The organism is Brucella sp. NBRC 14130 (genome assembly GCF_040371715.1).
Lineage (GTDB): Bacteria > Pseudomonadota > Alphaproteobacteria > Rhizobiales > Rhizobiaceae > Brucella > Brucella intermedia.
This window is the reverse complement of the sequence record NZ_BAABTE010000002.1, coordinates 76,198-99,673: the sequence shown is the minus strand read 5'-3', so window position 1 is coordinate 99,673 and position 23,476 is coordinate 76,198. Positions and strand designations below refer to the sequence as shown.

Here is a 23,476-nt window from a genome sequence, read left to right as displayed (position 1 = left end):
CCTGCCCTCTACCCTGTCAACTTGAGCGATTTGCTACTCATCGCCGCGTCGCCAGTCCGAGAGCGCGGAAGACCAACGCCCATATGAGGCCAAATACCAAACCAGCAGTCCCCAGCGCTAAGGTGAGCATCCACACGCCATACCAGCCGGGCAAGGCCATTCCGTTGATCGATATGGTGTTCCCGCCAAGAACACTCAAGGTGCCGGCTGCGAACCCCAGCACCAGTCCTCCGACGGTGCACCATTTGATGGTGGGCCAGGCGGCACGCCGCCAAGGCCCTCCGTTTTCGATCAGCGGAATGAGCGTCCCTCCATCTTATGCATTCAGCACGCGACCATATGCGTCCAGAACGCTTTCCTTCATCATTTCCGAAAGCGTCGGATGCGGGAAGACCGAATGCATCAGTTCTTCCTCAGTTGTTTCAAGGTTCATGGCGATCACGAACCCCTGGATGAGTTCGGTCACTTCCGCTCCGACCATATGGGCGCCGAGCAGCTGTCCCGTCTTCTTGTCAAAGACGGTCTTGACCAGTCCCTGGTCTTCACCAAGCGCAATCGCCTTGCCGTTTGCGGCAAAGGAATAGCGGCCGACGCGAATATCGTAACCCTTTTCCTTGGCCTTTGCTTCGGTCAGACCAACCGACGCAACCTGCGGATTACAATAGGTGCAGCCCGGAATCATATTCTTTTCGAGCGGATGCACGTTCGGAAGACCGGCAATCTTCTCGATACAGATAACTCCTTCATGCTCAGCCTTGTGTGCAAGCATAGGCGGGCCGGCAACGTCGCCGATAGCATAGATGCCCGCCACATTGGTCTTGCCATAACCGTCGATGACAACGCATCCTCGGTCGGTTTTCACGCCGAGAGCTTCGAGGCCGAGGTTTTCAATATTGCCCTGAACACCAACAGCCGAAATCATGCGGTCAACGGTTAGCGACTGGGTCTTGCCGTCCTTGGTCTCGATGTGAGCGGTCACATTATTTGTGCCCTTCTCCACCTTTGTAACCTTGGCATCGGTAATGATCTTCAGGCCGCGCTTTTCAAGCTGCTTGCGAGCGAGTGCGGAAATTTCCGCATCCTCAACAGGCATGATCTGCGGCATCAACTCCACGACCGTCACGTCGACGCCCATGTCGTTGTAGAAAGAGGCAAACTCGATACCGATTGCACCCGAGCCCATCACAAGCATGGATTTCGGCAGTTCGTGCGGAACCATTGCCTCGAAATAAGTCCAGATCAGCTTGCCGTCCGGCTCGATGCCCGGCAGAGAACGCGGACGCGCGCCGGTCGCGACGATGACATGCTTCGCCTTGTAGCTGCCCTCGCCCAGAACACCCTTGGGAACGGGGTTCTGCGGCTGCATCGGCTGCTTTGACGACTTCCCGACCGAAATCTCGACCGGATTGCTGCCCGAAGCAGCCTTTACCAGCTTTGCCTCACCCCAGATCACATCAATCTTGTTCTTCTTCATCAAGAACCCGACGCCGCCGTTAAGCCGGGCCGAAACACCGCGCGAGCGCTGTACGACAGCCTTCACATCAGGCGTAATCGTACCTTCCAACTTGAGGCCGTAATCCTTGGCATGTTCGCCAAAATGCAGGATTTCCGCCGAGCGCAACAGTGCCTTGGTAGGAATACAGCCCCAGTTGAGGCAAATGCCGCCCAGATGTTCGCGCTCGACGATAGCGGTCTTGAGGCCAAGCTGCGCAGCGCGGATTGCGGTTACATAGCCACCCGGGCCCGAGCCGATAACAATAACGTCGTAAATGTCGGCCATATTGTCCTGCCTTTGCTCAGTTCACTTCTCGGGTGAGCAGCACCCAGTCGTGTCTTTTGTCCTGCCCAATGCGTTCTATCGCTTCGAGCCGCTCAATTTCCTTGAAACCATGGGCGCCGTAAAGGGAGAGCGCCACATCGTTGTGGCTTTCGGTTATCAGGCTGATTCCCGGGTTACCGTTCCGGCGGGCCAGGTCGATTTCATTGGCGACAAGGGCGCGGCCAATTCCTTTGCCGCGAAACTCCCGATAAACGCCAACGCTGTCTAGGAAACGGTTGCCTATCACCTTGCGCTGCAGGTCGATCAACTGATCGAGAACCGGATGCTGCGGCGGGATGTCGTTCAAACTGTCATCGAGTGTGAAGCCGATCGAAAGTCCGGCAATGTCGCCTGCCCATTCGGCAATCGTGGTGCTCTGCCAGCCTTCGGTCCCGTCAGCGCGCATATATTGCCGCCCCCGTTCCATGGCCGTTTCAGTCCGTCCATCGAGAACGGCTCCGTACCAGAGCCATGACGCAAAACCGTGCGACGAGATATCGACAAGAATGGCGATCTCAGCGGCTTCACGGCATTGAGCCGGGCGTAGGTTCAGTTGTCCAGCCATTAAAAACCTCAGGCGTCGAGTTCATTGGAACGCGACGCCCTTGAAGTTGATCGATCAGACCAGCATACCCATCGGGTTTTCGATGTGGCGCTTGAAGGCCTGTGCAAGTTCCGCAGCCAGCGCCCCGTCGACAGCACGGTGGTCGGTTGAAAGGGTTACGGACATAACCGTCGCAACCTTGATTTCACCGTTCTTGACCACTGCACGCTGTTCACCAGCACCGATTGCGAAAATGGTCGCATGCGGCGGATTGATAATAGCGGCAAAATCCTTCACACCGAACATGCCGAGGTTGGAAACGGAGGTCGAACCGCCCTGATATTCCTCAGGCTTGAGCTTGCGATCACGCGCGCGCTTGGCAAGATCCTTCATCTCATTCGAGATGGCGGAAAGAGTCTTCGATTCCGACTGACGCACGATTGGCGTAATCAGACCACCCGGGATCGACACGGCAACACCGACATCCGCACGCTTATGCTTCACCATGCCGCCTTCAGTCCAGGAGACATTGGCTTCAGGAATGTCACGCAGCGCAAGAGCAACAGCCTTGATCACCAGATCGTTGACGGAAAGCTTGTAGGCCGGAACCTCGCCCTTCTCGGTCTTGATCATCGGTGCAGCGGCATTGATCTGCGAACGCAGAGCCAGAAGCGCATCCAGTTCACAATCGATCGTCAGATAGAAATGCGGAACAGTCTGCTTCGATTCCACCAGACGGCGGGCAATCGTCTTGCGCATGCCGTCGTGAGGAACGATTTCGTAGGTGCCTTCCTCAAAGAGCTTGAGAACGGCATCGTCAGACATCGGCTTTGGAGCGGTAGCGGAGACGGCTTCGGCCTTCGGCGCAGCGGCCTTTACGCCACCCGACGTCAGAGCAGCTTCCACATCCCGCTGAACGACACGTCCATGCGGACCGGTGCCCTTCACAGCAGTAATATCGACACCGGATTCCTTGGCAATGCGGCGCGCGAGCGGCGACGCAAACACCCGGTCACCCTTGTTCGCAGCAGCAGGCTGCTCTGCCTTGGCTGGTGCAGGGGCTGTCACAGGAGGGGCAGCTGGCTTTGGCTCTTCCTTCGGAGTTTCGGCCTTTGCTTCAGCCTTAGGGGCAGAAGCTGCACCCTTGGCCGCAGCAGCCACGTCCTCGCCTTCCTCGGCGAGGATGGCGATCAACGCATTGACCTTGACGCCTTCGGAACCTGCGGGAACGACGATCTTGGCAATCGTGCCTTCATCCACGGCTTCCACTTCCATCGTGGCCTTGTCGGTCTCGATTTCAGCGATGACATCGCCAGGAGCGATCTTGTCGCCTTCCTTGACCAGCCATTTCGACAAATTGCCTTCTTCCATCGTCGGAGAAAGCGCTGGCATGGTGATATTGATCGGCATGTCCAGACCCTTTCTGTTTAAGCGGTATAGGTAACGGCTTTCACCGCTTCGACCACTTCTGCGACAGTCGGCAGCGCCAGCTTTTCCAGATTTGCCGCGTAAGGCATCGGAACATCCTTACCGGCAATGGTCAGGATCGGCGCATCGAGATAATCGAAAGCCTGCTGCATGACGCGGGTAGCAATTTCCGTACCCACCGACGACTGCGGGAAACCTTCTTCCACTGTCACCAGTCGGCCAGTCTTCTTGACCGATTCGATGACGGTCGGAATGTCCATCGGACGGATCGTGCGCAGATCGATGATTTCGACATCGATGCCCTGCTCGGCCAGCTCTTCTGCCGCCTTGACGGCATAGGTCATGCCGATACCGAACGAAACGATGGTCGCGTCCTTGCCCTGCTTGTGAATGCGGGCCTTGCCGATCGGCAGAACGAAATCATCAAGCTTCGGCACATCGAAATGGTGACCGTAAAGGATTTCATTTTCGAGGAAGATCACCGGATTCGGATCGCGGATAGCAGCCTTCAGCAAGCCCTTGGCGTCAGCAGCCGTGTACGGCATGACGACCTTCAGACCGGGAATATGGCTGTACCAGGCAGCGTAGCACTGCGAGTGCTGGGCAGCAACGCGCGCAGCCGCACCGGATGGACCGCGGAAGACCATCGGAGCGCCCATCTGCCCACCGGACATATAAAGCGTCTTGGCAGCGGAGTTCACGATCTGGTCAATTGCCTGCATGGCAAAATTGAAAGTCATGAATTCAACGATCGGGCGCAGTCCTGCGAAAGCCGCACCAACACCAACGCCGGCAAAACCGTGCTCGGTAATCGGGGTATCGACAACGCGCTTGGGACCGAACTCATCGAGAAGGCCCTGCGTTACCTTGTAAGCGCCCTGATATTCGGCAACTTCTTCACCCATTACGAAAACGTTCGGGTCACGGCGCATTTCTTCAGCCATCGCATCGCGAAGCGCTTCACGAACCGTGGTGGAGACCATTTCGGTTCCAGCCGGAATGTCTGGATCGGACGCCACTTCGAGCGCGGGAGCCTTGGGCGCAGCCGGAACAGTGTCGGCCTTCTTTTCTTCGGCCTTGGGTTCTTCCTTGGCTTCGGCCTTCGGCGCTTCAGCCTTGGCGGCAGGAGCAGCACCGATATCGGAAGCGCTTTCCCCGTCACCGAGAAGCACGGCAATCGGCGTATTAACCTTCACGCCTTCCGTGCCTTCATCGACAAGGATCTTGCCGATCGTGCCTTCATCGACAGCTTCGACTTCCATCGTCGCCTTGTCGGTTTCAATTTCAGCGATCACATCGCCGGACGTAACCTTGTCGCCTTCTTTCTTCAGCCACTTGGAGAGCTTGCCCTCTTCCATGGTTGGGGAAAGTGCGGGCATGAGAATTTCTACAGGCATGACAACACCTTCCTGGAATTAGAGCAGAATATCCGTGTAGAGCTCGGATGCATCCGGCTCCGGATCGTTTTGAGCGAAATCGGCAGAATCGGCGACAATGTCGCGAACTTCCTTGTCGATTTCCTTCAGCTCTTCCTCGGTTGCCCAACCCTTCTCGATCACACGCTGCTTGACCTGCTCGATCGGATCGTGTTCGGAGCGCATCTTCTGCACTTCTTCCTTCGAGCGATACTTGGCGGGGTCCGACATCGAGTGACCGCGATAGCGATAGGTCTGCATGTCGAGAATGATCGGCCCCTTGCCGGAACGCGTCCATTCTACAGCCAGGTCGGCAGCAGCCTTGACCGCACGAACATCCATACCGTCGACCTGGATGCCCGGAATATTGAAAGAGAGACCGCGCTTCGAGAAATCGGTTTCTGCGGACGAGCGCGAAACCGATGTACCCATGGCGTAGCGGTTGTTCTCGATGATGTAGACCACCGGCAGCTTCCACAGCGATGCCATGTTGAAGCTTTCGTAGACCTGCCCCTGATTGGAAGCGCCGTCGCCGAAATAGGTCAGCGTGACATTGTCGTTGTCGCGGTAACGATTCGCGAAAGCCAGACCCGTGCCGAGCGAAACCTGTGCACCGACGATACCGTGACCACCGTAGAAATGCTTCTCTTTGGAGAACATGTGCATGGAGCCACCCTTGCCCTTGGAAAGGCCGCTGCGGCGTCCGGTCAGTTCGGCCATGACGCCGCGCGCGCTCATGCCCGCTGCAAGCATATGACCATGATCGCGATAGGCGGTGATAACCTGATCACCTTCCTTCAGCGCCATCTGCATTCCAACCACCACGGCCTCCTGGCCGATGTAGAGATGGCAGAAACCGCCAATGAAGCCCATGCCGTAAAGCTGGCCGGCCTTTTCTTCGAAACGCCGGATCAACAGCATTTCGCGATAAGCGTCCAACTCCTGCTTCTTGTCGAAGTTCGCAGGTGCAGGTGCCTTGGGTGCAGTTACAGAAGACGCCTGCGCTTTGTTAGCAGGCGCCTTTTTAGCCCTCGGTGCCATTTCTCGCTCCCTAAATTGTCGTTCTATTGTGACGTTATACGGGCGCACCACAAGATACAATATGCGCCCAGAGCATAGCTGCTATGTCGCCAAACCCTTAAAAACATATCACAAAAAGACAATTAACCGGATTTCAGTTAATTCGATCGATCTTCCCGGGAAGTGATAATTGTCACTTCATCGGGATGGGAGAGATTAAGCGCCCTGCGGGCCTGCTCGTCAAGCATATCCTTTTCGATGGAACCGTCACGTAAAAGTGTGACTCGCTTTTCAAGAGCGTTGCGATCGGCAGTTACCTGTTCGAGCTGCTTGGCCAGAAGGCTTTTCTGCTCTTCCAGCTGAATACGGGAATAAAGACCGAACTCGCCATGATAAGCGTGAAAGCCAAAGTAGCTCAGAAACGCAGCCGTCAGGATAGGCAATACAAAACGCCCACGGATCGATTTACGCTTCTGCTTGGTCCACATTTCGGCTTCCTTCCCGGATATTCGGAGCCACGGCGAATCCTGCGAAAGGCAGCATTCCGAATTCCACCATCAAGCATTATTTTGCTTAACAGAGATTTACCAAGGACCCTCGCTACGGCCAGTGGGGCAGCGTTTTTGTTGTATGCTCAAGAAGCGGAAAGACGCGGAGCGGCCAGAATAGGAAAGCGGCTCGCCGTCAGAACAAACCGCTTCCTCGTTTTCATAGAAAGTCTTTAATCTGATCAGACATCAACGATGGTGGAAAAGCCGCCATATATCATGCGCTTGCCATCAAATGGCATCTGGTCGCCCATTGCTTTCATGCGCGGGTCACTCATCATCTTGCTGTTTGCAGCATCGCGCGTTGCCTTGTCGGGATATTCGAACCAGGAGAACACAACCTCCTCGTCGGCTTCAGCCTTAACAGCACGTCGAAAATCGGTGACCTTGCCATCCGGCACATCGTCTCCCCATGCTTCGACCATGCGCGTTACGCCGAATTCCTTGAACAATACAGCCGCTTCGGCGGCATGTTTGCGATAGAGTTCCTTGTTCGCCTTGGGGACCGCGACAACAAATCCTTCAATATAAGCCATCTTCTCTCTCCCGTTGCTAGCTCCGCCCACGGCTCGGTTACCAGAATTGCAAGCCGTTCCCTCATCAGCTTGAGCACCAATGCAATAATATTGATATCAATATAACTGCATTGGGTCAAATACCCGATATCCGGATCAAATAGAGCCAAAACGAAAAAAGGCGGACCGAAGCCCGCCCATTGTATGATTCGTTGCGAAAAATTAGAGGAATTTCAGGGCGTTGCGACCAGCATAACGCGCCCGCTTGCCAAGCTCTTCCTCGATGCGGATAAGCTGGTTGTACTTTGCAGTACGGTCCGAGCGAGCCAGAGAGCCGGTCTTGATCTGTCCGCAGTTGGTGGCAACCGCGAGATCGGCAATGGTTGAGTCCTCGGTTTCACCTGAACGGTGCGACATGACAGCAGTGTAGCCGGCCTTGTGAGCGGTTTCGACAGCATCAAGCGTTTCGGACAGCGAGCCGATCTGGTTGACCTTCACGAGAATCGAGTTGGCGACGCCCATGCGGATACCGTCGCGAAGCCGGGCCGAATTGGTGACGAAGAGATCATCGCCAACGAGCTGGCACTTGTTGCCGATCAGATCGGTCAGATATTTCCAGCCTTCCCAGTCGTCTTCAGCCATACCGTCTTCGATGGTGACGATAGGATAGTCACTGGCGAGCTTGGCGAGATACTTGGCTTGAGCCTTTGGATCGCGCGTCTTCCGTTCGCCTTCATAGACGTAGTTGCCATCCTTGAAGAACTCGGTTGCCGCGCAATCGAGGCCAAGAGCGATATCTTCACCCGGCTTGAAGCCAGCCTTCTCAATCGACTCCATGATGAAATCGAGGGCAGCCTGGGCATTCTTCAGATTCGGAGCAAATCCGCCTTCATCGCCGACATTGGTGTTGTGACCGGCATCCTTGAGGCGCTTCTTGAGCGTGTGGAAAACTTCCGAACCATAACGAACAGCTTCACGAACGGACGAAGCGCCGACCGGAAGAATCATGAATTCCTGGAAATCGATCGGATTGTCGGCATGTGCGCCGCCATTGATGATGTTCATCATGGGAACCGGCAGGACATGGGCGTTTGCGCCGCCGACGTAGCGGTAAAGCGGCAAACCGGCTGCCTGGGCTGCAGCCTTGGCAACGGCAAGCGAAACACCCAGAATTGCATTGGCGCCGAGATTGCCCTTGTTGGCCGAGCCGTCGAGCTCGATCATCGTCTGGTCGATAAGCAGCTGGCTTTCTGCGTCCATGCCGGCAATCGCGTCGAAAATCTTGCCGTTGACCGCTTCAACGGCCTTTTCCACGCCCTTCCCAAGATAGCGGCCGCCACCGTCGCGCAATTCTACGGCTTCATGTGCGCCAGTCGATGCGCCGGACGGAACCGCCGCGCGTCCGAAAGAGCCATCTTCAAGCACAACGTCCACTTCGACGGTCGGGTTGCCGCGGCTGTCGAGAATTTCGCGACCGACGATGTCGATGATTGCAGTCATAGGAACCAGTCCTTCCCTATAGATTGCCCCGCCATATGCGCGAGGCGCTTAACAAATCCGATGCGGCCATTTCTTAGCGCATAATCCCGAAACTTTGCAGACATTTCAGAAAAGATTATCCACCGGGCCGGTTTCTAAGCCTTAGCGAAACAAAAGGCGGAGGAAAATCCCCCGCCTTTCTAAATTCTCCGAGAACTGTTTAAAGCCCCTTCGCGATACGATCGAAAGCCATGAGCTTTTCGAGCAGTGCGGGCATCTTATCCACCGGCACCATGTTGGGACCATCGGAGGGCGCGTTATCGGGGTCCTGATGCGTTTCGATGAACAGCCCCGCGACGCCAACAGCAACGGCCGCGCGCGAAAGTGTTTCAACAAACTCGCGCTGTCCGCCCGACGAACCGCCCTGCCCGCCTGGCTGCTGGACCGAGTGAGTCGCATCGAACACAACCGGCGAACCAAGGGCAGCCATGATCGGCAAGGAACGCATATCGGAAACAAGCGTATTATAGCCGAAAGAAACGCCGCGTTCTGTCGCCAGTACATTCGGATTGCCGCTTTCCGTGATCTTGGAAAGAACATTCTTCATGTCCCACGGCGCCAGAAACTGGCCCTTCTTTACGTTCACGACGCGTCCAGTCTTTGCCGCAGCGATCAGCAGATCGGTCTGGCGGCAGAGGAATGCTGGGATTTGCAGGACATCAACCACGGGAGCAACTTCAGCACATTGCCCTTCCGTATGGATATCGGTCAGTACTGGAAAACCGAATTCTTTCTTGAGGTCGGCAAAGACTTCGAGCGCCTTTTCGAGACCAATACCGCGCTCTGCCTTCAAGGAGGTGCGATTAGCCTTGTCGAAGCTCGACTTGTAGACGAGACCGATGCCGAGTTTGTCGGTCATTTCCTTGAGACGTCCTGCCATCTCGAAAGCGTGTTCACGCGTTTCCATCTGGCATGGACCTGCGATCAGGGCAAATGGCGCACTGTTTGAAAAAGTAACGTTTCCGATTTTTACGGATGAATTGGCAGTGGCCATAACGTGAACCTCAATATTGGATGCTTTCCGGCATCTTATCTGGCGTAAAGGCAGGTTGAAAACAAGACCGCATCCTGAATGCCGAAACGAAAACGCGCCCCGAAAGGCGCGTTAGAGTTTTAGACCAGACGGCTCTGCTCGATTGCCGCTTCGATAAAGGAAGCGAAGAGCGGATGTGGTTCGAACGGCCGGGATTTCAGTTCGGGATGGTACTGAACACCGATAAACCAAGGATGGTCAGGATATTCAACTGTTTCAGGCAGAACACCATCCGGCGACATGCCTGCAAAGTTCAACCCGGCAGTTTCCAGACGTTCCTTGTAGTCAATATTGACTTCATAGCGATGACGATGGCGCTCGGAAATATCGGTCGAGCCATAGATTTCCGCGATCTTTGAGCCCGGCTTCAATGCTGCTTCATATGCGCCAAGGCGCATCGTACCGCCAAGGTCGCCCGCCGCTGCACGCTTTTCAAGCATATTGCCCCTCAGCCACTCGGTCATCAGGCCAACAACCGGCTCCTTGGTCGGACCAAACTCGGTCGAAGAGGCGTTTTCGATGCCAACGAGATTACGCGCAGCCTCAATGCAGGCCATCTGCATACCAAAGCAGATGCCGAAGTAAGGAACCTTGCGTTCGCGAGCAAACTTCGCCGCCAGTATCTTGCCTTCCGCACCACGCTCGCCGAAACCGCCAGGCACCAGAATGCCATGAACCTTTTCCAGATATGGAGCCGGGTCTTCACTTTCGAAGACTTCCGCCTCAATCCAGTCGAGGTTGACCTTCACCTTATTGGCGAGACCACCGTGATAAAGCGCTTCGATCAGCGACTTATACGCATCCTTGAGACCCGTATATTTGCCGACAATGGCAATGGTCACTTCGCCTTCCGGATTGTGAAGGCGGTTGGAAACTTCTTCCCAGCGATCCATGCGTGGCTTTGGAGCCGGATCGATACCGAATGCAGACAGGACTTCCGAATCAAGACCTTCCTTATGATAGGCAATCGGAACGTCATAGATCGTGGCCACGTCGAGCGCCTGAATGACCGCGCTTTCGCGGACATTACAGAACAATGAAAGCTTGCGCCGTTCCGATTCCGGAATCTCGCGATCAGCACGAACCAGAAGGATATCCGGAGCAATGCCGATAGAGCGCAGCTCCTTGACCGAATGCTGGGTCGGCTTGGTCTTCAGTTCGCCCGCAGCTGGAATATAAGGCATCAGGGTCAGGTGGATATAAACCGCTGTTCCGCGTGGCAGTTCATTGCCGAGCTGTCGGATTGCTTCGAGGAACGGCATGGCTTCGATGTCGCCAACCGTGCCGCCGATTTCGCAAAGCACGAAATCGTAATCTTCGTTGCCTTCAAGGACGAAGTTCTTGATCTCGTCGGTCACATGCGGAATGACCTGAACCGTCGCGCCAAGATAATCGCCGCGGCGTTCCTTTTCGATGATGTTGCGGTAGATACGGCCGGTCGTGATATTGTCCTGCTGGTTGGCAGGACGACCGGTGAACCGCTCGTAATGGCCCAGATCAAGGTCGGTTTCGGCACCATCGTCAGTAACGAACACCTCACCATGCTGGTAAGGCGACATAGTGCCGGGATCGACATTCAGATAAGGGTCGAGTTTACGGATACGCACGCGGTAACCACGTGCCTGAAGGAGTGCAGCCAGAGCTGCGGCAGCTATGCCTTTTCCAAGGGAAGAAACCACGCCGCCAGTGATGAATACATATCGCGCCATGGGCTTATCTCGTTAGACTTTCTTGATTGATTCCGCCACAAAAAAATGCACCCCGGTGGTGTTTTTTCACCGGAGCCAGGCGGTAATCGTCGTTGCACAAAGAAAAACCGGAGCCAGAAACCCCGGAGCGAATACGCTTGTACTCTCTAGCGCCCATCTTCACATAAAGCCATGTCGAAGCTCGAAATCCACAGCTTCCGAAATGATGAATGCGCAAAAGAAAAGGCCGAGCCCGAAGCCCGGCCACTTTCACATAGTCAATTGCAGATCAGAGAACAACCACTTCGGTGCCAAGTCCGACGCGCTCATATAGATCCATCACATCCTCGTTGATCATGCGGAAGCAGCCGTTCGAAGCCGAGCTTCCAATGGTCCAGGGCTGCACAGTGCCGTGAATGCGGATATAGGTATCCTTGTTTCCCTGGAACAGGTAGAGGGCGCGGGAACCAAGCGGGTTGCCCGGACCACCATCCATCCCGTTCTTGAAGCGACCATAGTGGGCGGGATCGCGCTCGATCATTTCCTTGGTCGGAATCCAGCGCGGCCACTCACGCTTCGCGTTGATTGTTCCGGTGCCCTTGAACTCCAGCCCCTGCTTGCCGACAGCAATGCCATAGCGGCGAGCCGTCGACGACGTTTCAACGAGATAAAGGAAACGCTGTTTCGGGTCGATCACGATCGTGCCGGGCTTATAGCCGGTGAATGCTACTTCCTGCGCCCGGAACTTGGGATCAATGTTGTACTTGTTGGCTTTAACCGCATTGCCGTTCTTGGAAGCCTTTTTCTTCTTCGGCTTTTCGGGATTGGCCTTGGTGTCGCTTGAAAGCGCTACCTGCTGAACGGATGCGGCAGCTTCGTTGAGCTGCGCTTCAGCGCTTACCGGCGAAGCTGCAAATGCCGGAGCAGTCGCCCCAATGCAGAGACTTGCAATACCTGCCATCAGAATACGGCGTGAAAACATGTTCGGTTCCCGAAAAATCAAGCACAAGGGAGAAACGCCTGCCGCATTAATTGCGACCAGACTTTCGCCCTGCTTACTGCAAAGCGATCCGGTTCTCAATTCGCTGCCACCGTTCTGCAATGCGATTCGGCGCAGCCTATTGCCTAGCTGCAACACTTTGCGGCTTGGTGGTTAACAAAAAGAAAACCGGCCACAAGGGCCGGTTTCCGCATTCAATTCACGCTGCGCGTTTTATTGCGAGCTTGGAACCGGATTGGCCGGGGTTTCCGGAACAGCCGGAGCCTGTGGCTGCGCGGCATCAGGCTGCGTTGCCGGCGCACCGGCGCCTGGAGCCGCAGGTGCTGCCTGATTTGCGTCCGGGCGTGAAGACTCACCGCCCAGCTGGTTAAGAATACCGCCGCCGTTTCCACCAGCCGGGGCCGTCTGGCTACCGGTTGCTGCCGGAATACGGTTGAGGATGTCGGTAGGCTTTTCCCCGTAGCGAGCCATGATGCCGAGGATAAGCGACGTGGCGAAGAAACCAATCGCAAGAATGGCCGTCGTGCGGGTCAGCGCGTTCGCAGCACCGCGAGCCGTCATGAACCCCGAACCACCGCCAATGCCAAGGCCGCCGCCTTCCGAGCGCTGGATGAGCACAACGCCGACAAGCGCCAGCACGATCAACAAGTGAATGACAATGAGTACGGTCTGCATGGGTTACGGTCTTTACATCCCTAAAACTAGAGCGGCTCTTTACACGCTATTGTCCGATAATCCAAGCCCCGAGACCAAGATAGACAGACGTGAGACGCCGGTTACAAATTACGATAGGTTTCGCATATGGCGAGAAAATCGTTAGCCTTCAAGCTCGCACCGCCGACAAGCGCGCCGTCCACATCCGCGACGCCAAGCAATTCCAATGCATTTGAAGGCTTGACCGAACCGCCATACAGCAACCGAAGATGGGCACCTTTCGCGCCGAAACGTTCAATCAGTTGCTCACGCATGAAAGCATGCGCAGCGCGCACGTCCTGCACCGTCGGTGTCAGGCCTGTGCCAATTGCCCAGACTGGCTCATAGGCGATGATGGTATTCTCCGCATTGACACCGTCGGGCAAGGAACCGGCAAGCTGCTCGCCGATTACATCCAGCGTGCGCTCTGCTTTGCGTTCATCGGCAGTCTCGCCCACGCACACGATGGCGATCAGTCCCGCGGCCCAGGCGGCTTCGGTCTTGGCGCGAACGACCTCATTGCTTTCGTAATGGTCAGTTCGGCGCTCGGAATGTCCGATAATGACATGTGTGGCGCCTGCTTCCCTAAGCATCTCGGCCGAGACATCGCCCGTATGCGCGCCAGACACTTTATGGTGGGAATCCTGACCACCGAGACCAACGGTCTCACCTTCGAGCGTTTCCGCCGCGCGGGAAAGAAGCGTCGCAGGCACGCAGATCACTGCATCAAGCTTGCGGCCGAGATCAGAGCTCAGGCCGGCAGCAATCGCACGCAGTTCGGTCAGGGATTCTCCCGTTCCATTCATCTTCCAGTTGCCAGCAACCAGCGGACGGATTCCCGGAGTCATTTCATTCTCCTCGCCTGTTCGAAACAGCAGGCGTGATCACGCGCCTTGAAAGCGGATCAGCGCCAAAATTTGCCACTGACTAAGCGTATTCGTGCCGCAATGCAAATGTTCTTAGGTTCCTACTTGCAATGAGACCTTGCATATAGGGCTGGCTTAAGGTTATCCCCTGACTGGCTCTATCCATAATAGCCGAGCTTCGTTTTGTTCTTGAAGGGTTTCCAATGCTCGACAGCCTGCGTTCCGCCGCTCAATCCTGGGTCGCCAAACTTCTGCTTGGCCTGCTTGTACTGAGCTTTGCGATCTGGGGCATCTCCGATGTCTTTCGCGGCGGCCTGTCAGGCAATGCCGCTTTGACGGCCGGGGGCTCTGAAGTCAGCGCCACTGATTATCGCTTTGCCTATGAGCAGCAGATGATGCGTCTGTCCCAGCAGTTCCGCCAGCGCCTGACGCGCGAACAGGCAAAAACGCTCGGCGTCGAAAACCAGGTGCTTGCCCAACTCGCAGCCGGTGTAGTTCTGGATGAAGGCGCGCGCAACATGCAGCTTGGCCTTTCCAAGGACGGAATTGCGCGACTGACGGGTGAGGATCCGGCTTTCCATGATGCAAGCGGCAACTTCAATCGCGCTCAGTTCGACGCAGTTCTTCGTCAATCGGGCATTCGTGCGCAGGACTATCTCGACAACCGCGCCAAAGTCGCCCGCCGCCAGCAGATCGTGGAAGCTGCCACGGATGGCATCAAGCTACCGAATGCAGCGTTGAAGGCGTTGGCTCTGTATCAGGGTGAAACTCGCAGCGTCGACTATGTTACCATTCAGGCGGAAAAAGCCGATGCCGTCCCCGCGCCATCCGACGATGCGCTCAAGACCTATTTCGAAGCGCGCAAAGACGAGTACAAGGCGCCGGAATACCGTAAGATAACCTATGTGAAGCTGGAGCCGGCTGACATTGCCGATCCGTCCGCCGTCACGCAGGAAGAAATCAGCGAGTATTATGAGAAGAACAAGGATCGCTTCGGTACAATCGAAAAGCGCGCCATCGAGCAGTTGAACTTTGCCGATGACGCAGCGGCTGAAGCTGCCCAACAGAAAATTGCCACTGGAACGAGCTTCGTTGACATCGGTAAGGAACAGGGCAAAACCGAAGACGACCTGAAGCTCGGCACCTTCGAAAAATCCGCTATTCCCGACCAGGCCGTGGCCGATGCAGCATTTGCGCTGGCGGAGAATGGTGTTAGCCCAGTCGTAAAGGGAAGCTTCGGTCCCGTCATCCTGCGCGTAACGCAGATCGAACCGGCTCATGTAAAGCCGCTGACCGAAGTCGAAGGCGAAATTCGCACCACCCTTGCGAACAATATCGCAGCGAGCAGCATCAGCGGAATTCATGACTCCTACGAGCAGGAACGCTCCGATGGCGCATCCATGGCAGATGTGGCTAAGAAACTGAGCCTGAAAACTGTCACCGTCGAAGCCGTTGACGCCGAAGGCAACGATCCTTCCGGCAATCCTGTCCAGCTGCCGAACTCGGAAGCACTCCTTGCAGCAGCCTTTCAGGCCGATCAGGGTTTTGACAACGACGCCCTGACCATGGGCAATGTCGGCTATCTCTGGTATCAGGTCGATGGGATCACCCCGGCCCGTGACCGTATGCTTGATGAAGTCAAGGATAAGGTTGTGGCTGCCTGGAAGGGAGAAGAGGCCGTTAAGCGCCTCAACCAGCGTGTGGAAGAATTGAAGAAGCGTCTCGATGGCGGCGCGACACTCGACACGATCGCTTCCGAACTGGGTGTCGAAAAGCAAACCAAGCGCGGTGTTGTCCGCACCACCAATGATGCCGATATCGGAACCGCTGCCGCAGCGCAGATTTTCCGCGGAGCAAATGGCTTCACCGGCAGCGCTGCCGCACCTTCGGATGATGCCCAGATCCTGTTCAAGGTTACGGAAGTAACCGAACCTGCCGCAGCTGGCCCGGAAGCCATTCCGGAACAGCAGCAGAAATATCTGGCGACCTCACTCTCGGATGACATCCTTGAACAGCTCGTCGGTGAATTGCAGAAGCAGTACCCCGTGAAGATAAATCAGACCGTCATCAACAACGCTTTGGCGTTTTAGGGACGGTGGGCATCCAAAATGGCTGATCTAAAACCCTATATTGCGAAAGCTGCTGCTGGAGAGCCGCTTTCGCTGGAAGATTCCAGGGCCGCCTTCGACATCATGATGTCTGGCCAAGCAACGCCATCGCAGATAGGTGGATTGCTGATGGCGTTGCGTGTACGCGGTGAAACAGTACCGGAGATCGCTGGGGCCGTCGCCTCCATGCGCTCCCGCATGCTTGGAGTCTCCGCTCCCGACAATGCAATCGATATCGTCGGAACCGGCGGTGACCAGTCCGGCTCCTACAATGTTTCAAGCTGCTCGGCGTTTGTCGTGGCTGGCGCCGGCGTCCCTGTGGCCAAGCATGGCAACCGGGCCCTCTCCTCTCGCTCAGGTGCCGCCGATGCGCTCGCCGCGCTCGGCATCAATATCGAAGCCGATGCAAACACGATCGGCCGCAGCATCACCGAAGCTGGCCTTGGCTTCATGTTTGCGCCGATGCACCATTCCGCCATGCGCCATGTCGGCCCTTCACGGGTCGAACTCGGCACGCGTACCATCTTCAATCTGCTTGGACCTCTTTCCAATCCGGCCAGCGTCAAGCGTCAGCTCGTCGGAGTGTTCGCGCCTCAATGGCTCGTACCTTTGGCCGAAGTGCTCAAGGAACTGGGTTCCGAAGCGGCATGGGTTGTCTACGGCGATGGTCTCGACGAAATGACCACCGCAGGCACGACGCAGATTGCGGCTCTTGAGAAGGGTCAAATCCGTACTTTTGAAATCACGCCGGAAGAAGTCGGGCTTCGCCGTTGCGATCCTGCGGAACTGAAAGGCGGCGAGGCTGCCGTGAACGCGAAGGCTCTGCTAGGTGTACTTGAAGGCGATAAAAACGCCTATCGAGACATCGTGTTGCTCAATTCGGGCGCGGCGCTCGTCATTGCTGGCAAGGCGAAAGATTTGAAAGAAGGCATCGAACTGGCGGCGCAATCCATCGATAGCGGTGCCGCACTTGGTGTTTTGCAGAAGGTGATTGCCGTTTCAAACGACAACACCGCCTGACGGAAAGGATCAAGCTATGTCTACCGATATTCTGCGCAAGATTGAGGCTTACAAACGCGACGAAATCGCCGCCGCCAAGGCCGAGCGTAGCGTGGCAGATCTGAAAGCACGCGCTCAGGATCAGGAAACACCGCGCGGTTTTCTCAAGGCATTGGAAGCGAAACGCGCGGCTGGGGAATTCGCCCTGATAGCCGAAATCAAGAAGGCGAGCCCTTCGAAAGGCCTTATTCGTCCTGATTTCGACCCGCCCATCCTTGCACAGGCCTACGAGGCTGGTGGCGCGGCGTGTCTTTCCGTGCTGACCGACGCGCCATCCTTTCAAGGAGCGCCAGAATTTCTGACGGCGTCCCGCAACGCATGTAGCCTGCCGGCACTTCGCAAAGACTTTTTGTTCGATACCTATCAGGTGCATGAAGCCCGCAGCTGGGGCGCTGACTGCATTCTGATTATCCTGGCCAGCGTCGATGACGATCTGGCGAAAGCGCTCGAAGAAACCGCTTTCGAGCTCGGAATGGATGCTCTCATCGAAGTGCACGACGAGGCCGAGATGGAACGCGCACTCAAACTGTCGTCGCGTCTGCTCGGGGTCAACAACCGCAATTTGCGTACATTCGAGGTCGATCTCGCCGTTTCCGAACGCCTGTCGAAAATGGCTCCCTCCGACCGTTTGCTGGTTGGGGAAAGCGGCATCTTCACACACGAAGATTGTCTGCGGCTGGAAAAGTCGGGGATCGGGACGTTCCTCATCGGGGAAAGCCTGATGCGCAAGGCAGATGTTGCAGCGGCGACCCGCGAACTTCTGACCGGCAAGGCCTGACCGATGGTCTCCAAACTCACCCATATCGACCAGAGTGGCGCTGCCAACATGGTAGATGTTGGGAGCAAGGACGAGACAGACCGTCAAGCTGTGGCCGAAGGATCGGTCATAATGAAGCCGGAAACGCTGGCGCTCATTCTGGAAGGCAATGCGGCCAAGGGGGATGTCATCGGCACTGCGCGTCTGGCAGGCATCATGGCAGCGAAAAAGACCTCGGACCTTATTCCCCTCTGCCATCCATTGATGCTGACCAAAGTCGCGGTCGAAATCGAACCGGATCGCACTTTGCCCGGCCTGCGCGTTCGTGCGCTCGCCAGGCTGAAGGGACGCACCGGCGTGGAAATGGAAGCGCTCACCGCCGTTTCAGTTACTTGCCTCACGATCTATGATATGGCCAAAGCGGTCGACAAGCATATGGAGATCGGCGGCATTCGCGTTATCGAAAAGAGCGGCGGCAAATCAGGCGACTGGACGGCATAAACCGCTTTTTCCAGATATGCTGCTGACTTTGCTTTGGATCAATTCTGCCAATCGTTTTTTATGGTTTAGACGGGGCAGAAATTCAGTTCGAGAGGAAACGCCATGTCCCTTCTCCCGGTCGATGAAGCACTGGCCCGCATTCTGAAGTCGGCGGAACCGCGCGGCACTGAGCAGATCGCTTTGTCAGATGCTGGTGGGCGTGTCGTTGCAACACCCGTGCTGGCACATTTTCTGCAGCCGCCTTTTGACGGTTCGGCGATGGACGGCTATGCCCTGATCGCGCCGGACAACATCTCCTATCCTGCCGAGTTCGATATCATCGGCCAGTCGGCAGCGGGCAATCGCTTCGAAGGCGAATTGAGAAGCGGACAGGCAGTCCGCATTTTCACCGGCGCGCCGCTTCCCAACGGTACGGACACAATCGTCATTCAGGAGCACACCGAGCGCTCAGGCAACCGGCTGATCGTCCATAAAGGCATGGAACCGGGACGGCATATACGCCGCGCAGGCCTGGACTTTTCGCCGGGCAACATAGTCATTTCATCAGGCCGTGAACTGGATGCTGCTGCACTGTCGCTGGCAGCTGCCAGCGGCAATGCGAAAATCGACGTATTCAAAAAGCCCACGGTAGCCATTATCGCCACCGGCGACGAGCTTGTTGCTCCGGGCGAGATACCCGGAAAAGACCAGATCGTTGCATCGAACAGTGTTGGAATTGCCGAGATCGTAAGACGAGCCGGCGGGACTTCTCAAGATAAGGGGATCATTCCCGATGATCCCGCTAAAATAGAGCAGGCAATAGAAGATAGCCTGCAAAGCGGCGTCGACGTTCTGGTCACAATCGGCGGAGCTTCGGTCGGTGACAGGGACTTTGTCCATGGCGCGCTGCAGAAACTGGGCGTCGACCTCGATTTCTGGAAGATCGCCATGCGGCCCGGCAAACCGCTGATGCATGGACGGATCGAGGTGAATGGCAAGATCGTCCATATTATCGGCTTGCCGGGCAATCCTGTTTCCAGCCTGGTGTGCAGCCTTGTTTTTCTCCGGCCGCTTGTCGCGAAGCTTGCCGGCACCAGCCTTGACGCCGACATCCGTCCGGCAAAGCTGGGTGTTGCCCTGCCAGCTAACGATCATCGCCGCGACTATATCCGGGCGACCCTCGAATCAGGACCGGATGGAACGCTGGTCGCGTCGCCTTTCCCGGTGCAGGATTCGTCCATGCTGTCGGCCCTCGTCCGCTCAAAAGCGCTTATCATCAGGGGTGAGAACGCTCCCGCTGCCGCTAGTGGCGATGATTGCCGAGTTCTGATGCTATAGCGGCAACGCCTCATCCGAACATGAGGAATTCGCCCTAAGCCCCGGTGGGATATATATTATTCAGAATGTCGTCCCACCCACTCCGGTGGCAGAAATGCAGCGCCGGAACATCCCATCTTTCCTTGTTTTGAGCATTAACGATTTTAAAACCATTGCAGAACAAGACTGGAACATATAGTGTTCGTTCTGGTTTTGTTTTTCTCGATTCCTGGCCGGGAGGGTGTCGCGCATGTTGACCCGTAAGCAGCACGAGCTTCTGCTGTTCATTCACGAACGTCTGAAGGAAACGGGCATTCCTCCCTCTTTCGACGAGATGAAGGAAGCGCTCGATCTGGCTTCAAAATCGGGTATCCATCGTCTGATCACTGCTCTGGAGGAGCGTGGCTTTATCCGCCGCCTGCCCAACAGGGCGCGTGCGCTTGAGGTGTTGCGGTTGCCGGATTCAATCGCTCCTGGGCTCAATGCCCAAAAGAAGTTCGCTCCCAGCGTGATCGAAGGTAGTCTTGGCAAAGCGCCGCCCCCCCCTCCACCGGCTCGCCCTGCCCCGGTAGCTACCAATGACGACACGTCGGCTACGGTATCCGTACCGGTCATGGGACGAATAGCTGCGGGTGTGCCGATCTCCGCCATTCAAAATCAGACCCACTCCCTCAGTCTCCCGCCAGAAATGATCGGCGCGGGCGAGCATTACGCGCTTGAGGTCAAAGGGGACTCAATGATCGATGCCGGAATTTTCGACGGAGACACGGTAATCATCAAACGCGGAGATTCCGCAAATCCCGGTGAGATCGTGGTAGCTCTGGTCGATGATGAAGAAGCAACCTTGAAGCGCTTTCGCCGTAAGGGTGCCTCCATCGCTCTGGAAGCGGCAAATCCCGCTTATGAAACGAGGATATTCGGCCCTGACCGTGTTCGCGTACAGGGGAAGCTCGTCGGTCTCATCCGCCGTTACTAGAGCACGTCTTCCGAAAGCGGGAACCGGTTTCGGGTGATGCGCGTGACAAAACTAGAACGAGCGGTTTGGATTGAATAGAGCGAGAGACCGCTCGAGATCAATTGCAGCGCGTTGTAGCGTCGGCCGCTTCTGATGAACAGTTTGCTACGTTTCGAGTGGAACCGGATTTGGGCTTGTATTCTCGTTCGGGCAAGCCGCGTGCCGCGCGCCAATGAATGCGATGCAAATGCCAGGGACGGCTTGGAGCATCCACAGCGTATGTAATTCGGTCGTCCGGACGCAAATCAGGTGTCGGCTGCTTCTTGTCGAGCCTCGCAGTTTCATGCGATTTTCCCGTTGCCGCTTTGGGAGAGCGGCTTTCATCGCGTTGTTGTCCAAGTCTGATTTCTACGGCTCCTTTCAGCGCCAGATCGCGTTTACTGATGCTGGTAGTCGTTGAGCGACGACATGTTGCATCCTTGCCCGGAACAGCCAGGATGACCACATCCCCGATATTGCAGGCAATTTCCTGCATTGCCGGTTCTGCAGTATAGGCAAGCGTGCGACCATCAGGCAGGGTAATCGTGCACACTCCCTCAACACACTCGAAACCATCGGACGCGGCCAGCTTTCCTTTTTTAACCGAAAGCGGGGGAATCATTTCCTTGACCAGATAGGCAGTTTTCCAATTGTCGATCGTAAACTGGGAAGGTCGATTTCGATTAACCGCAAACCTTCCGTCCTCCAATCGGACGCCTACCAGCTTGGCATCTTCGGATACGACGATATCGGGAAAAGGCTCCCTTATAAAAACCATCAGGCCGAGGACGACAAATGGGAGCGCCAGTACCTTCAGTCTGGTGGAAAGCACAACCGCCAGAACCAGCGCAATGGTCCAGAAAACAAGAGTAAGCGCGGGCATGGTTCCTGGATTACCATCCGGCGACCAGGCCGCGACGAAGGCAGCAATGTGCCTTACCGCGAAAATGCCCCAGCCCATTATTTGCAAAGGCACCCAGTCAAGCTGCAAAGGCATCAGCACCAGGCCGAAAACAGCAAACGGCATCACAAGCAAGGCTATTGCGGGTTCAGCAAGCACATTTCCCACCAATCCCAATGGCGCTGTGTTGTTGAAATGATAGGCGGCGAAAATGCCGCTCGCCAACCCGGCAATGAGCGAGGTGCCTGCCGCTGCCGCGACTAGCTTTAATATCCGCCCAACAAAGCCGTCTCTGGACCTCCTAAGCTTCTCTGCGCCGACACGCCTGTTCGCATTGCTTTCGCTCCACCAGGCATAACCGGCGATCAACGCAGCGGTTGCAGAGAACGACATCTGAAAACTCGGCCCCAAAATCTCATGCGGCGAAAGAGCAATCATCGCGAGCGCCGCTATGGCCAGATTGCGCATGCTGATGGCAGCGCGATCGACCAGTAATGCTCCAAGCATAATCGCAATCATTACATAGCTTCGTTGCGCAGCAACGTCCGCACCGGACATGGCAAGGTAGAAGGTACAGCTTAGCAGGGAGAGAAAAGCCGCGTATTTCTTCACCGGGTGCCGGACGCTGAAAGCGGGAAACAGCGCGAAGGCGGACCGTAGCGTCAACATGACGACGCCAGCGGCGAGCGCCATATGCAAACCCGAGATTGAAAGAATATGTACGAGCCCTGCCTTGCGCAGATCGTCGTTGGTTTGCTCGCTGATCCCGGCGCGGGTGCCTGCCACCAGCGCCGAAGCGACGCTACCATCCTCCCCTCCAACCACTTCCTCAATCCGTTCAGAAACCCGGACCCGTAGCATGGCGATCCACTGGGACATTTCCGCTGTCAGTTCATCCGGCGGGGGAACAATCGCTAATTTGGGCGTCCCGAGAAAGAACCCGTTGGCGCCAATGCCATTGAAATATGCGTGAAAAGAGAAATCGTAGTTTCCGGGGCGGACGGGGCCAGACGGGATGCGCAATCGCGCAAAACCGGACAATCCGCTGCCAATCGCTGTTGTCGCCGGTATATCTCTGGCATTGATGCGAACGCGCTTCGGCGGAAAGCGAAGTTTGGGGCGCTCGGTTTGAAGCACCTCAAGTGTTATCCGCCAGCTGCCATTATCCTGATATTCAAGCGCAACGACTCGGCCCGTCACACGCGTCGCTACGTCTGAGCCCAACATCGCCGTGGCACGACGTTCCGTCTCCCATTTGCCGACCATAAGCCCCCCGATCAGAGCGATGGCCAAGGTCGTGCCCTGGGCAACCGCGAACTGCTTGCGCGTCGCAATTCGCAAGCTGAAGGCAATCGCGAGCATGGACAGAAGCGGAGTCCACGCAGGTTCGAATGAAAGCGTGAAATAGATTATCGCGCCAATACCGGCAAAAACCGGAAGCAGGAGGAAGAATGCGCCGCGTCCGGCTTCCGTTTCCACCGCAGCCTTGATCTGGCTGCCTGCGACCGAAGTTATAGACAAAAGCCGTTCACGCAGGCTCAATACCGAAGGCTTGACGGGTGGTAAGTCTACTTCGAATTCACCTGGAGGCGAAGTCTCCGGAAATAAGGCGCGCAGCGAACCATCAGGCATGCTTCTGACAAGCGCCCGTTCGTTTACATCGCTCGCTTCCCTGATGCCCGTCATGCCCCCGCCTGACCGCAAAAGTTGGCCTAAGCCGCCAAAGTACCCCGAAAGAACAACGGCTCATCG

At 56.2% G+C, this 23,476-nt stretch carries 21 protein-coding genes; 6 read left to right on the top strand and 15 right to left on the bottom strand.

The annotated features are described in order from the left end of the window. Positions 1–37: 37 nt before the first annotated feature. The 14 genes from ABWW28_RS03990 to tpiA all read right to left on the bottom strand — a co-directional run bounded on the left by ABWW28_RS03990 (position 38) and on the right by tpiA (position 14,090). Positions 38–223, bottom strand: a complete 186-nt coding sequence (locus ABWW28_RS03990) for a hypothetical protein (protein WP_043714325.1) — start codon at positions 221–223, stop codon at positions 38–40. A gap of 93 nt (positions 224–316) precedes the next feature. Next, on the bottom strand, positions 317–1,780 hold the full coding sequence (gene lpdA, locus ABWW28_RS03985; protein WP_021585215.1) for a dihydrolipoyl dehydrogenase: 1,464 nt from the start codon (positions 1,778–1,780) through the stop codon (positions 317–319). A gap of 16 nt (positions 1,781–1,796) precedes the next feature. Further along, positions 1,797–2,384, bottom strand: coding sequence for a GNAT family N-acetyltransferase (locus ABWW28_RS03980; protein ID WP_021585216.1), 588 nt, complete (start codon positions 2,382–2,384; stop codon positions 1,797–1,799). A 54-nt stretch (positions 2,385–2,438) separates the two neighbouring features. Then, on the bottom strand, positions 2,439–3,773 hold the full coding sequence (locus tag ABWW28_RS03975; protein WP_075041955.1) for a pyruvate dehydrogenase complex dihydrolipoamide acetyltransferase: 1,335 nt from the start codon (positions 3,771–3,773) through the stop codon (positions 2,439–2,441). A gap of 17 nt (positions 3,774–3,790) precedes the next feature. Beyond that, positions 3,791–5,188 (bottom strand): pyruvate dehydrogenase complex E1 component subunit beta, encoded by a 1,398-nt coding sequence (locus tag ABWW28_RS03970; RefSeq protein ID WP_176588201.1) that lies wholly within the window; start codon positions 5,186–5,188, stop codon positions 3,791–3,793. Between the two features lie 18 nt (positions 5,189–5,206). Further along, positions 5,207–6,247 carry a pyruvate dehydrogenase (acetyl-transferring) E1 component subunit alpha gene (gene pdhA, locus ABWW28_RS03965; RefSeq protein WP_006470533.1) on the bottom strand — a complete coding sequence of 347 codons (1,041 nt, stop codon included), beginning with the start codon at positions 6,245–6,247 and terminating at the stop codon, positions 5,207–5,209. A gap of 137 nt (positions 6,248–6,384) precedes the next feature. Beyond that, on the bottom strand, positions 6,385–6,714 hold the full coding sequence (locus tag ABWW28_RS03960) for an FtsB family cell division protein (protein ID WP_021585219.1): 330 nt from the start codon (positions 6,712–6,714) through the stop codon (positions 6,385–6,387). A gap of 242 nt (positions 6,715–6,956) precedes the next feature. Continuing rightward, entirely contained in the window at positions 6,957–7,310 is a 354-nt protein-coding gene (locus ABWW28_RS03955; RefSeq protein WP_021585220.1) for a DUF1428 domain-containing protein, read from the bottom strand. A gap of 201 nt (positions 7,311–7,511) precedes the next feature. Continuing rightward, on the bottom strand, positions 7,512–8,789 hold the full coding sequence (gene eno / locus ABWW28_RS03950) for a phosphopyruvate hydratase (RefSeq protein ID WP_176588200.1): 1,278 nt from the start codon (positions 8,787–8,789) through the stop codon (positions 7,512–7,514). Between the two features lie 199 nt (positions 8,790–8,988). Beyond that, positions 8,989–9,822, bottom strand: a complete 834-nt coding sequence (kdsA, locus tag ABWW28_RS03945) for a 3-deoxy-8-phosphooctulonate synthase (protein ID WP_021585222.1) — start codon at positions 9,820–9,822, stop codon at positions 8,989–8,991. Between the two features lie 119 nt (positions 9,823–9,941). Continuing rightward, on the bottom strand, positions 9,942–11,570 hold the full coding sequence (pyrG, locus tag ABWW28_RS03940; protein WP_006466926.1) for a CTP synthase: 1,629 nt from the start codon (positions 11,568–11,570) through the stop codon (positions 9,942–9,944). Positions 11,571–11,838: 268 nt separating this feature from the next. Next, positions 11,839–12,531 carry a L,D-transpeptidase gene (locus ABWW28_RS03935; protein WP_006470535.1) on the bottom strand — a complete coding sequence of 231 codons (693 nt, stop codon included), beginning with the start codon at positions 12,529–12,531 and terminating at the stop codon, positions 11,839–11,841. A gap of 231 nt (positions 12,532–12,762) precedes the next feature. After that, on the bottom strand, positions 12,763–13,224 hold the full coding sequence (secG, locus tag ABWW28_RS03930; RefSeq protein ID WP_021585223.1) for a preprotein translocase subunit SecG: 462 nt from the start codon (positions 13,222–13,224) through the stop codon (positions 12,763–12,765). 101 nt (positions 13,225–13,325) lie between these two features. Then, positions 13,326–14,090, bottom strand: coding sequence for a triose-phosphate isomerase (gene tpiA / locus ABWW28_RS03925; RefSeq protein WP_021585224.1), 765 nt, complete (start codon positions 14,088–14,090; stop codon positions 13,326–13,328). 221 nt (positions 14,091–14,311) lie between these two features. On the opposite strand from tpiA, the gene ABWW28_RS03920 reads away from it, so the two are divergent. From ABWW28_RS03920 to lexA, 6 genes are all read left to right on the top strand, one after another. Then, entirely contained in the window at positions 14,312–16,198 is a 1,887-nt protein-coding gene (locus ABWW28_RS03920; RefSeq protein ID WP_021585225.1) for a peptidyl-prolyl cis-trans isomerase, read from the top strand. A gap of 18 nt (positions 16,199–16,216) precedes the next feature. Next, entirely contained in the window at positions 16,217–17,236 is a 1,020-nt protein-coding gene (gene trpD, locus ABWW28_RS03915) for an anthranilate phosphoribosyltransferase (RefSeq protein ID WP_112669754.1), read from the top strand. 16 nt (positions 17,237–17,252) lie between these two features. Next, positions 17,253–18,053 carry an indole-3-glycerol phosphate synthase TrpC gene (trpC, locus tag ABWW28_RS03910; protein WP_021585227.1) on the top strand — a complete coding sequence of 267 codons (801 nt, stop codon included), beginning with the start codon at positions 17,253–17,255 and terminating at the stop codon, positions 18,051–18,053. A gap of 3 nt (positions 18,054–18,056) precedes the next feature. Then, on the top strand, positions 18,057–18,533 hold the full coding sequence (gene moaC, locus ABWW28_RS03905) for a cyclic pyranopterin monophosphate synthase MoaC (protein ID WP_021585228.1): 477 nt from the start codon (positions 18,057–18,059) through the stop codon (positions 18,531–18,533). A 102-nt stretch (positions 18,534–18,635) separates the two neighbouring features. After that, complete coding sequence (locus ABWW28_RS03900) at positions 18,636–19,850, top strand: molybdopterin molybdotransferase MoeA (protein ID WP_021585229.1); 1,215 nt, start codon at positions 18,636–18,638, stop codon at positions 19,848–19,850. A 229-nt stretch (positions 19,851–20,079) separates the two neighbouring features. Beyond that, positions 20,080–20,805: a transcriptional repressor LexA gene (gene lexA, locus ABWW28_RS03895; protein ID WP_006470537.1), complete on the top strand. Its 726-nt coding sequence runs from the start codon at positions 20,080–20,082 to the stop codon at positions 20,803–20,805. Positions 20,806–20,902: 97 nt separating this feature from the next. On the opposite strand, the gene ABWW28_RS03890 is transcribed toward lexA, so the two are convergent. Further along, complete coding sequence (locus ABWW28_RS03890; protein ID WP_176588199.1) at positions 20,903–23,410, bottom strand: ComEC/Rec2 family competence protein; 2,508 nt, start codon at positions 23,408–23,410, stop codon at positions 20,903–20,905. Positions 23,411–23,476: the final 66 nt, after the last annotated feature.

Bases quoted from the DNA above. Each gene is read 5' to 3' on its own strand.
- lpdA (WP_021585215.1), bottom strand. From the start codon at position 1,780: ATGGCCGACATTTACGACGTTATTGTTATCGGCTCGGGCCCGGGTGGC.
- ABWW28_RS03980 (WP_021585216.1), bottom strand. From the start codon at position 2,384: ATGGCTGGACAACTGAACCTACGCCCGGCTCAATGCCGTGAAGCCGCT.
- ABWW28_RS03975 (WP_075041955.1), bottom strand. From the start codon at position 3,773: ATGCCGATCAATATCACCATGCCAGCGCTTTCTCCGACGATGGAAGAA.
- ABWW28_RS03970 (WP_176588201.1), bottom strand. From the start codon at position 5,188: ATGCCTGTAGAAATTCTCATGCCCGCACTTTCCCCAACCATGGAAGAG.
- pdhA (WP_006470533.1), bottom strand. From the start codon at position 6,247: ATGGCACCGAGGGCTAAAAAGGCGCCTGCTAACAAAGCGCAGGCGTCT.
- ABWW28_RS03960 (WP_021585219.1), bottom strand. From the start codon at position 6,714: ATGTGGACCAAGCAGAAGCGTAAATCGATCCGTGGGCGTTTTGTATTG.
- ABWW28_RS03955 (WP_021585220.1), bottom strand. From the start codon at position 7,310: ATGGCTTATATTGAAGGATTTGTTGTCGCGGTCCCCAAGGCGAACAAG.
- eno (WP_176588200.1), bottom strand. From the start codon at position 8,789: ATGACTGCAATCATCGACATCGTCGGTCGCGAAATTCTCGACAGCCGC.
- kdsA (WP_021585222.1), bottom strand. From the start codon at position 9,822: ATGGCCACTGCCAATTCATCCGTAAAAATCGGAAACGTTACTTTTTCA.
- pyrG (WP_006466926.1), bottom strand. From the start codon at position 11,570: ATGGCGCGATATGTATTCATCACTGGCGGCGTGGTTTCTTCCCTTGGA.
- ABWW28_RS03935 (WP_006470535.1), bottom strand. From the start codon at position 12,531: ATGTTTTCACGCCGTATTCTGATGGCAGGTATTGCAAGTCTCTGCATT.
- secG (WP_021585223.1), bottom strand. From the start codon at position 13,224: ATGCAGACCGTACTCATTGTCATTCACTTGTTGATCGTGCTGGCGCTT.
- tpiA (WP_021585224.1), bottom strand. From the start codon at position 14,090: ATGACTCCGGGAATCCGTCCGCTGGTTGCTGGCAACTGGAAGATGAAT.
- ABWW28_RS03920 (WP_021585225.1), top strand. From the start codon at position 14,312: ATGCTCGACAGCCTGCGTTCCGCCGCTCAATCCTGGGTCGCCAAACTT.
- trpD (WP_112669754.1), top strand. From the start codon at position 16,217: ATGGCTGATCTAAAACCCTATATTGCGAAAGCTGCTGCTGGAGAGCCG.
- trpC (WP_021585227.1), top strand. From the start codon at position 17,253: ATGTCTACCGATATTCTGCGCAAGATTGAGGCTTACAAACGCGACGAA.
- moaC (WP_021585228.1), top strand. From the start codon at position 18,057: ATGGTCTCCAAACTCACCCATATCGACCAGAGTGGCGCTGCCAACATG.
- ABWW28_RS03900 (WP_021585229.1), top strand. From the start codon at position 18,636: ATGTCCCTTCTCCCGGTCGATGAAGCACTGGCCCGCATTCTGAAGTCG.
- lexA (WP_006470537.1), top strand. From the start codon at position 20,080: ATGTTGACCCGTAAGCAGCACGAGCTTCTGCTGTTCATTCACGAACGT.
- ABWW28_RS03890 (WP_176588199.1), bottom strand. From the start codon at position 23,410: ATGACGGGCATCAGGGAAGCGAGCGATGTAAACGAACGGGCGCTTGTC.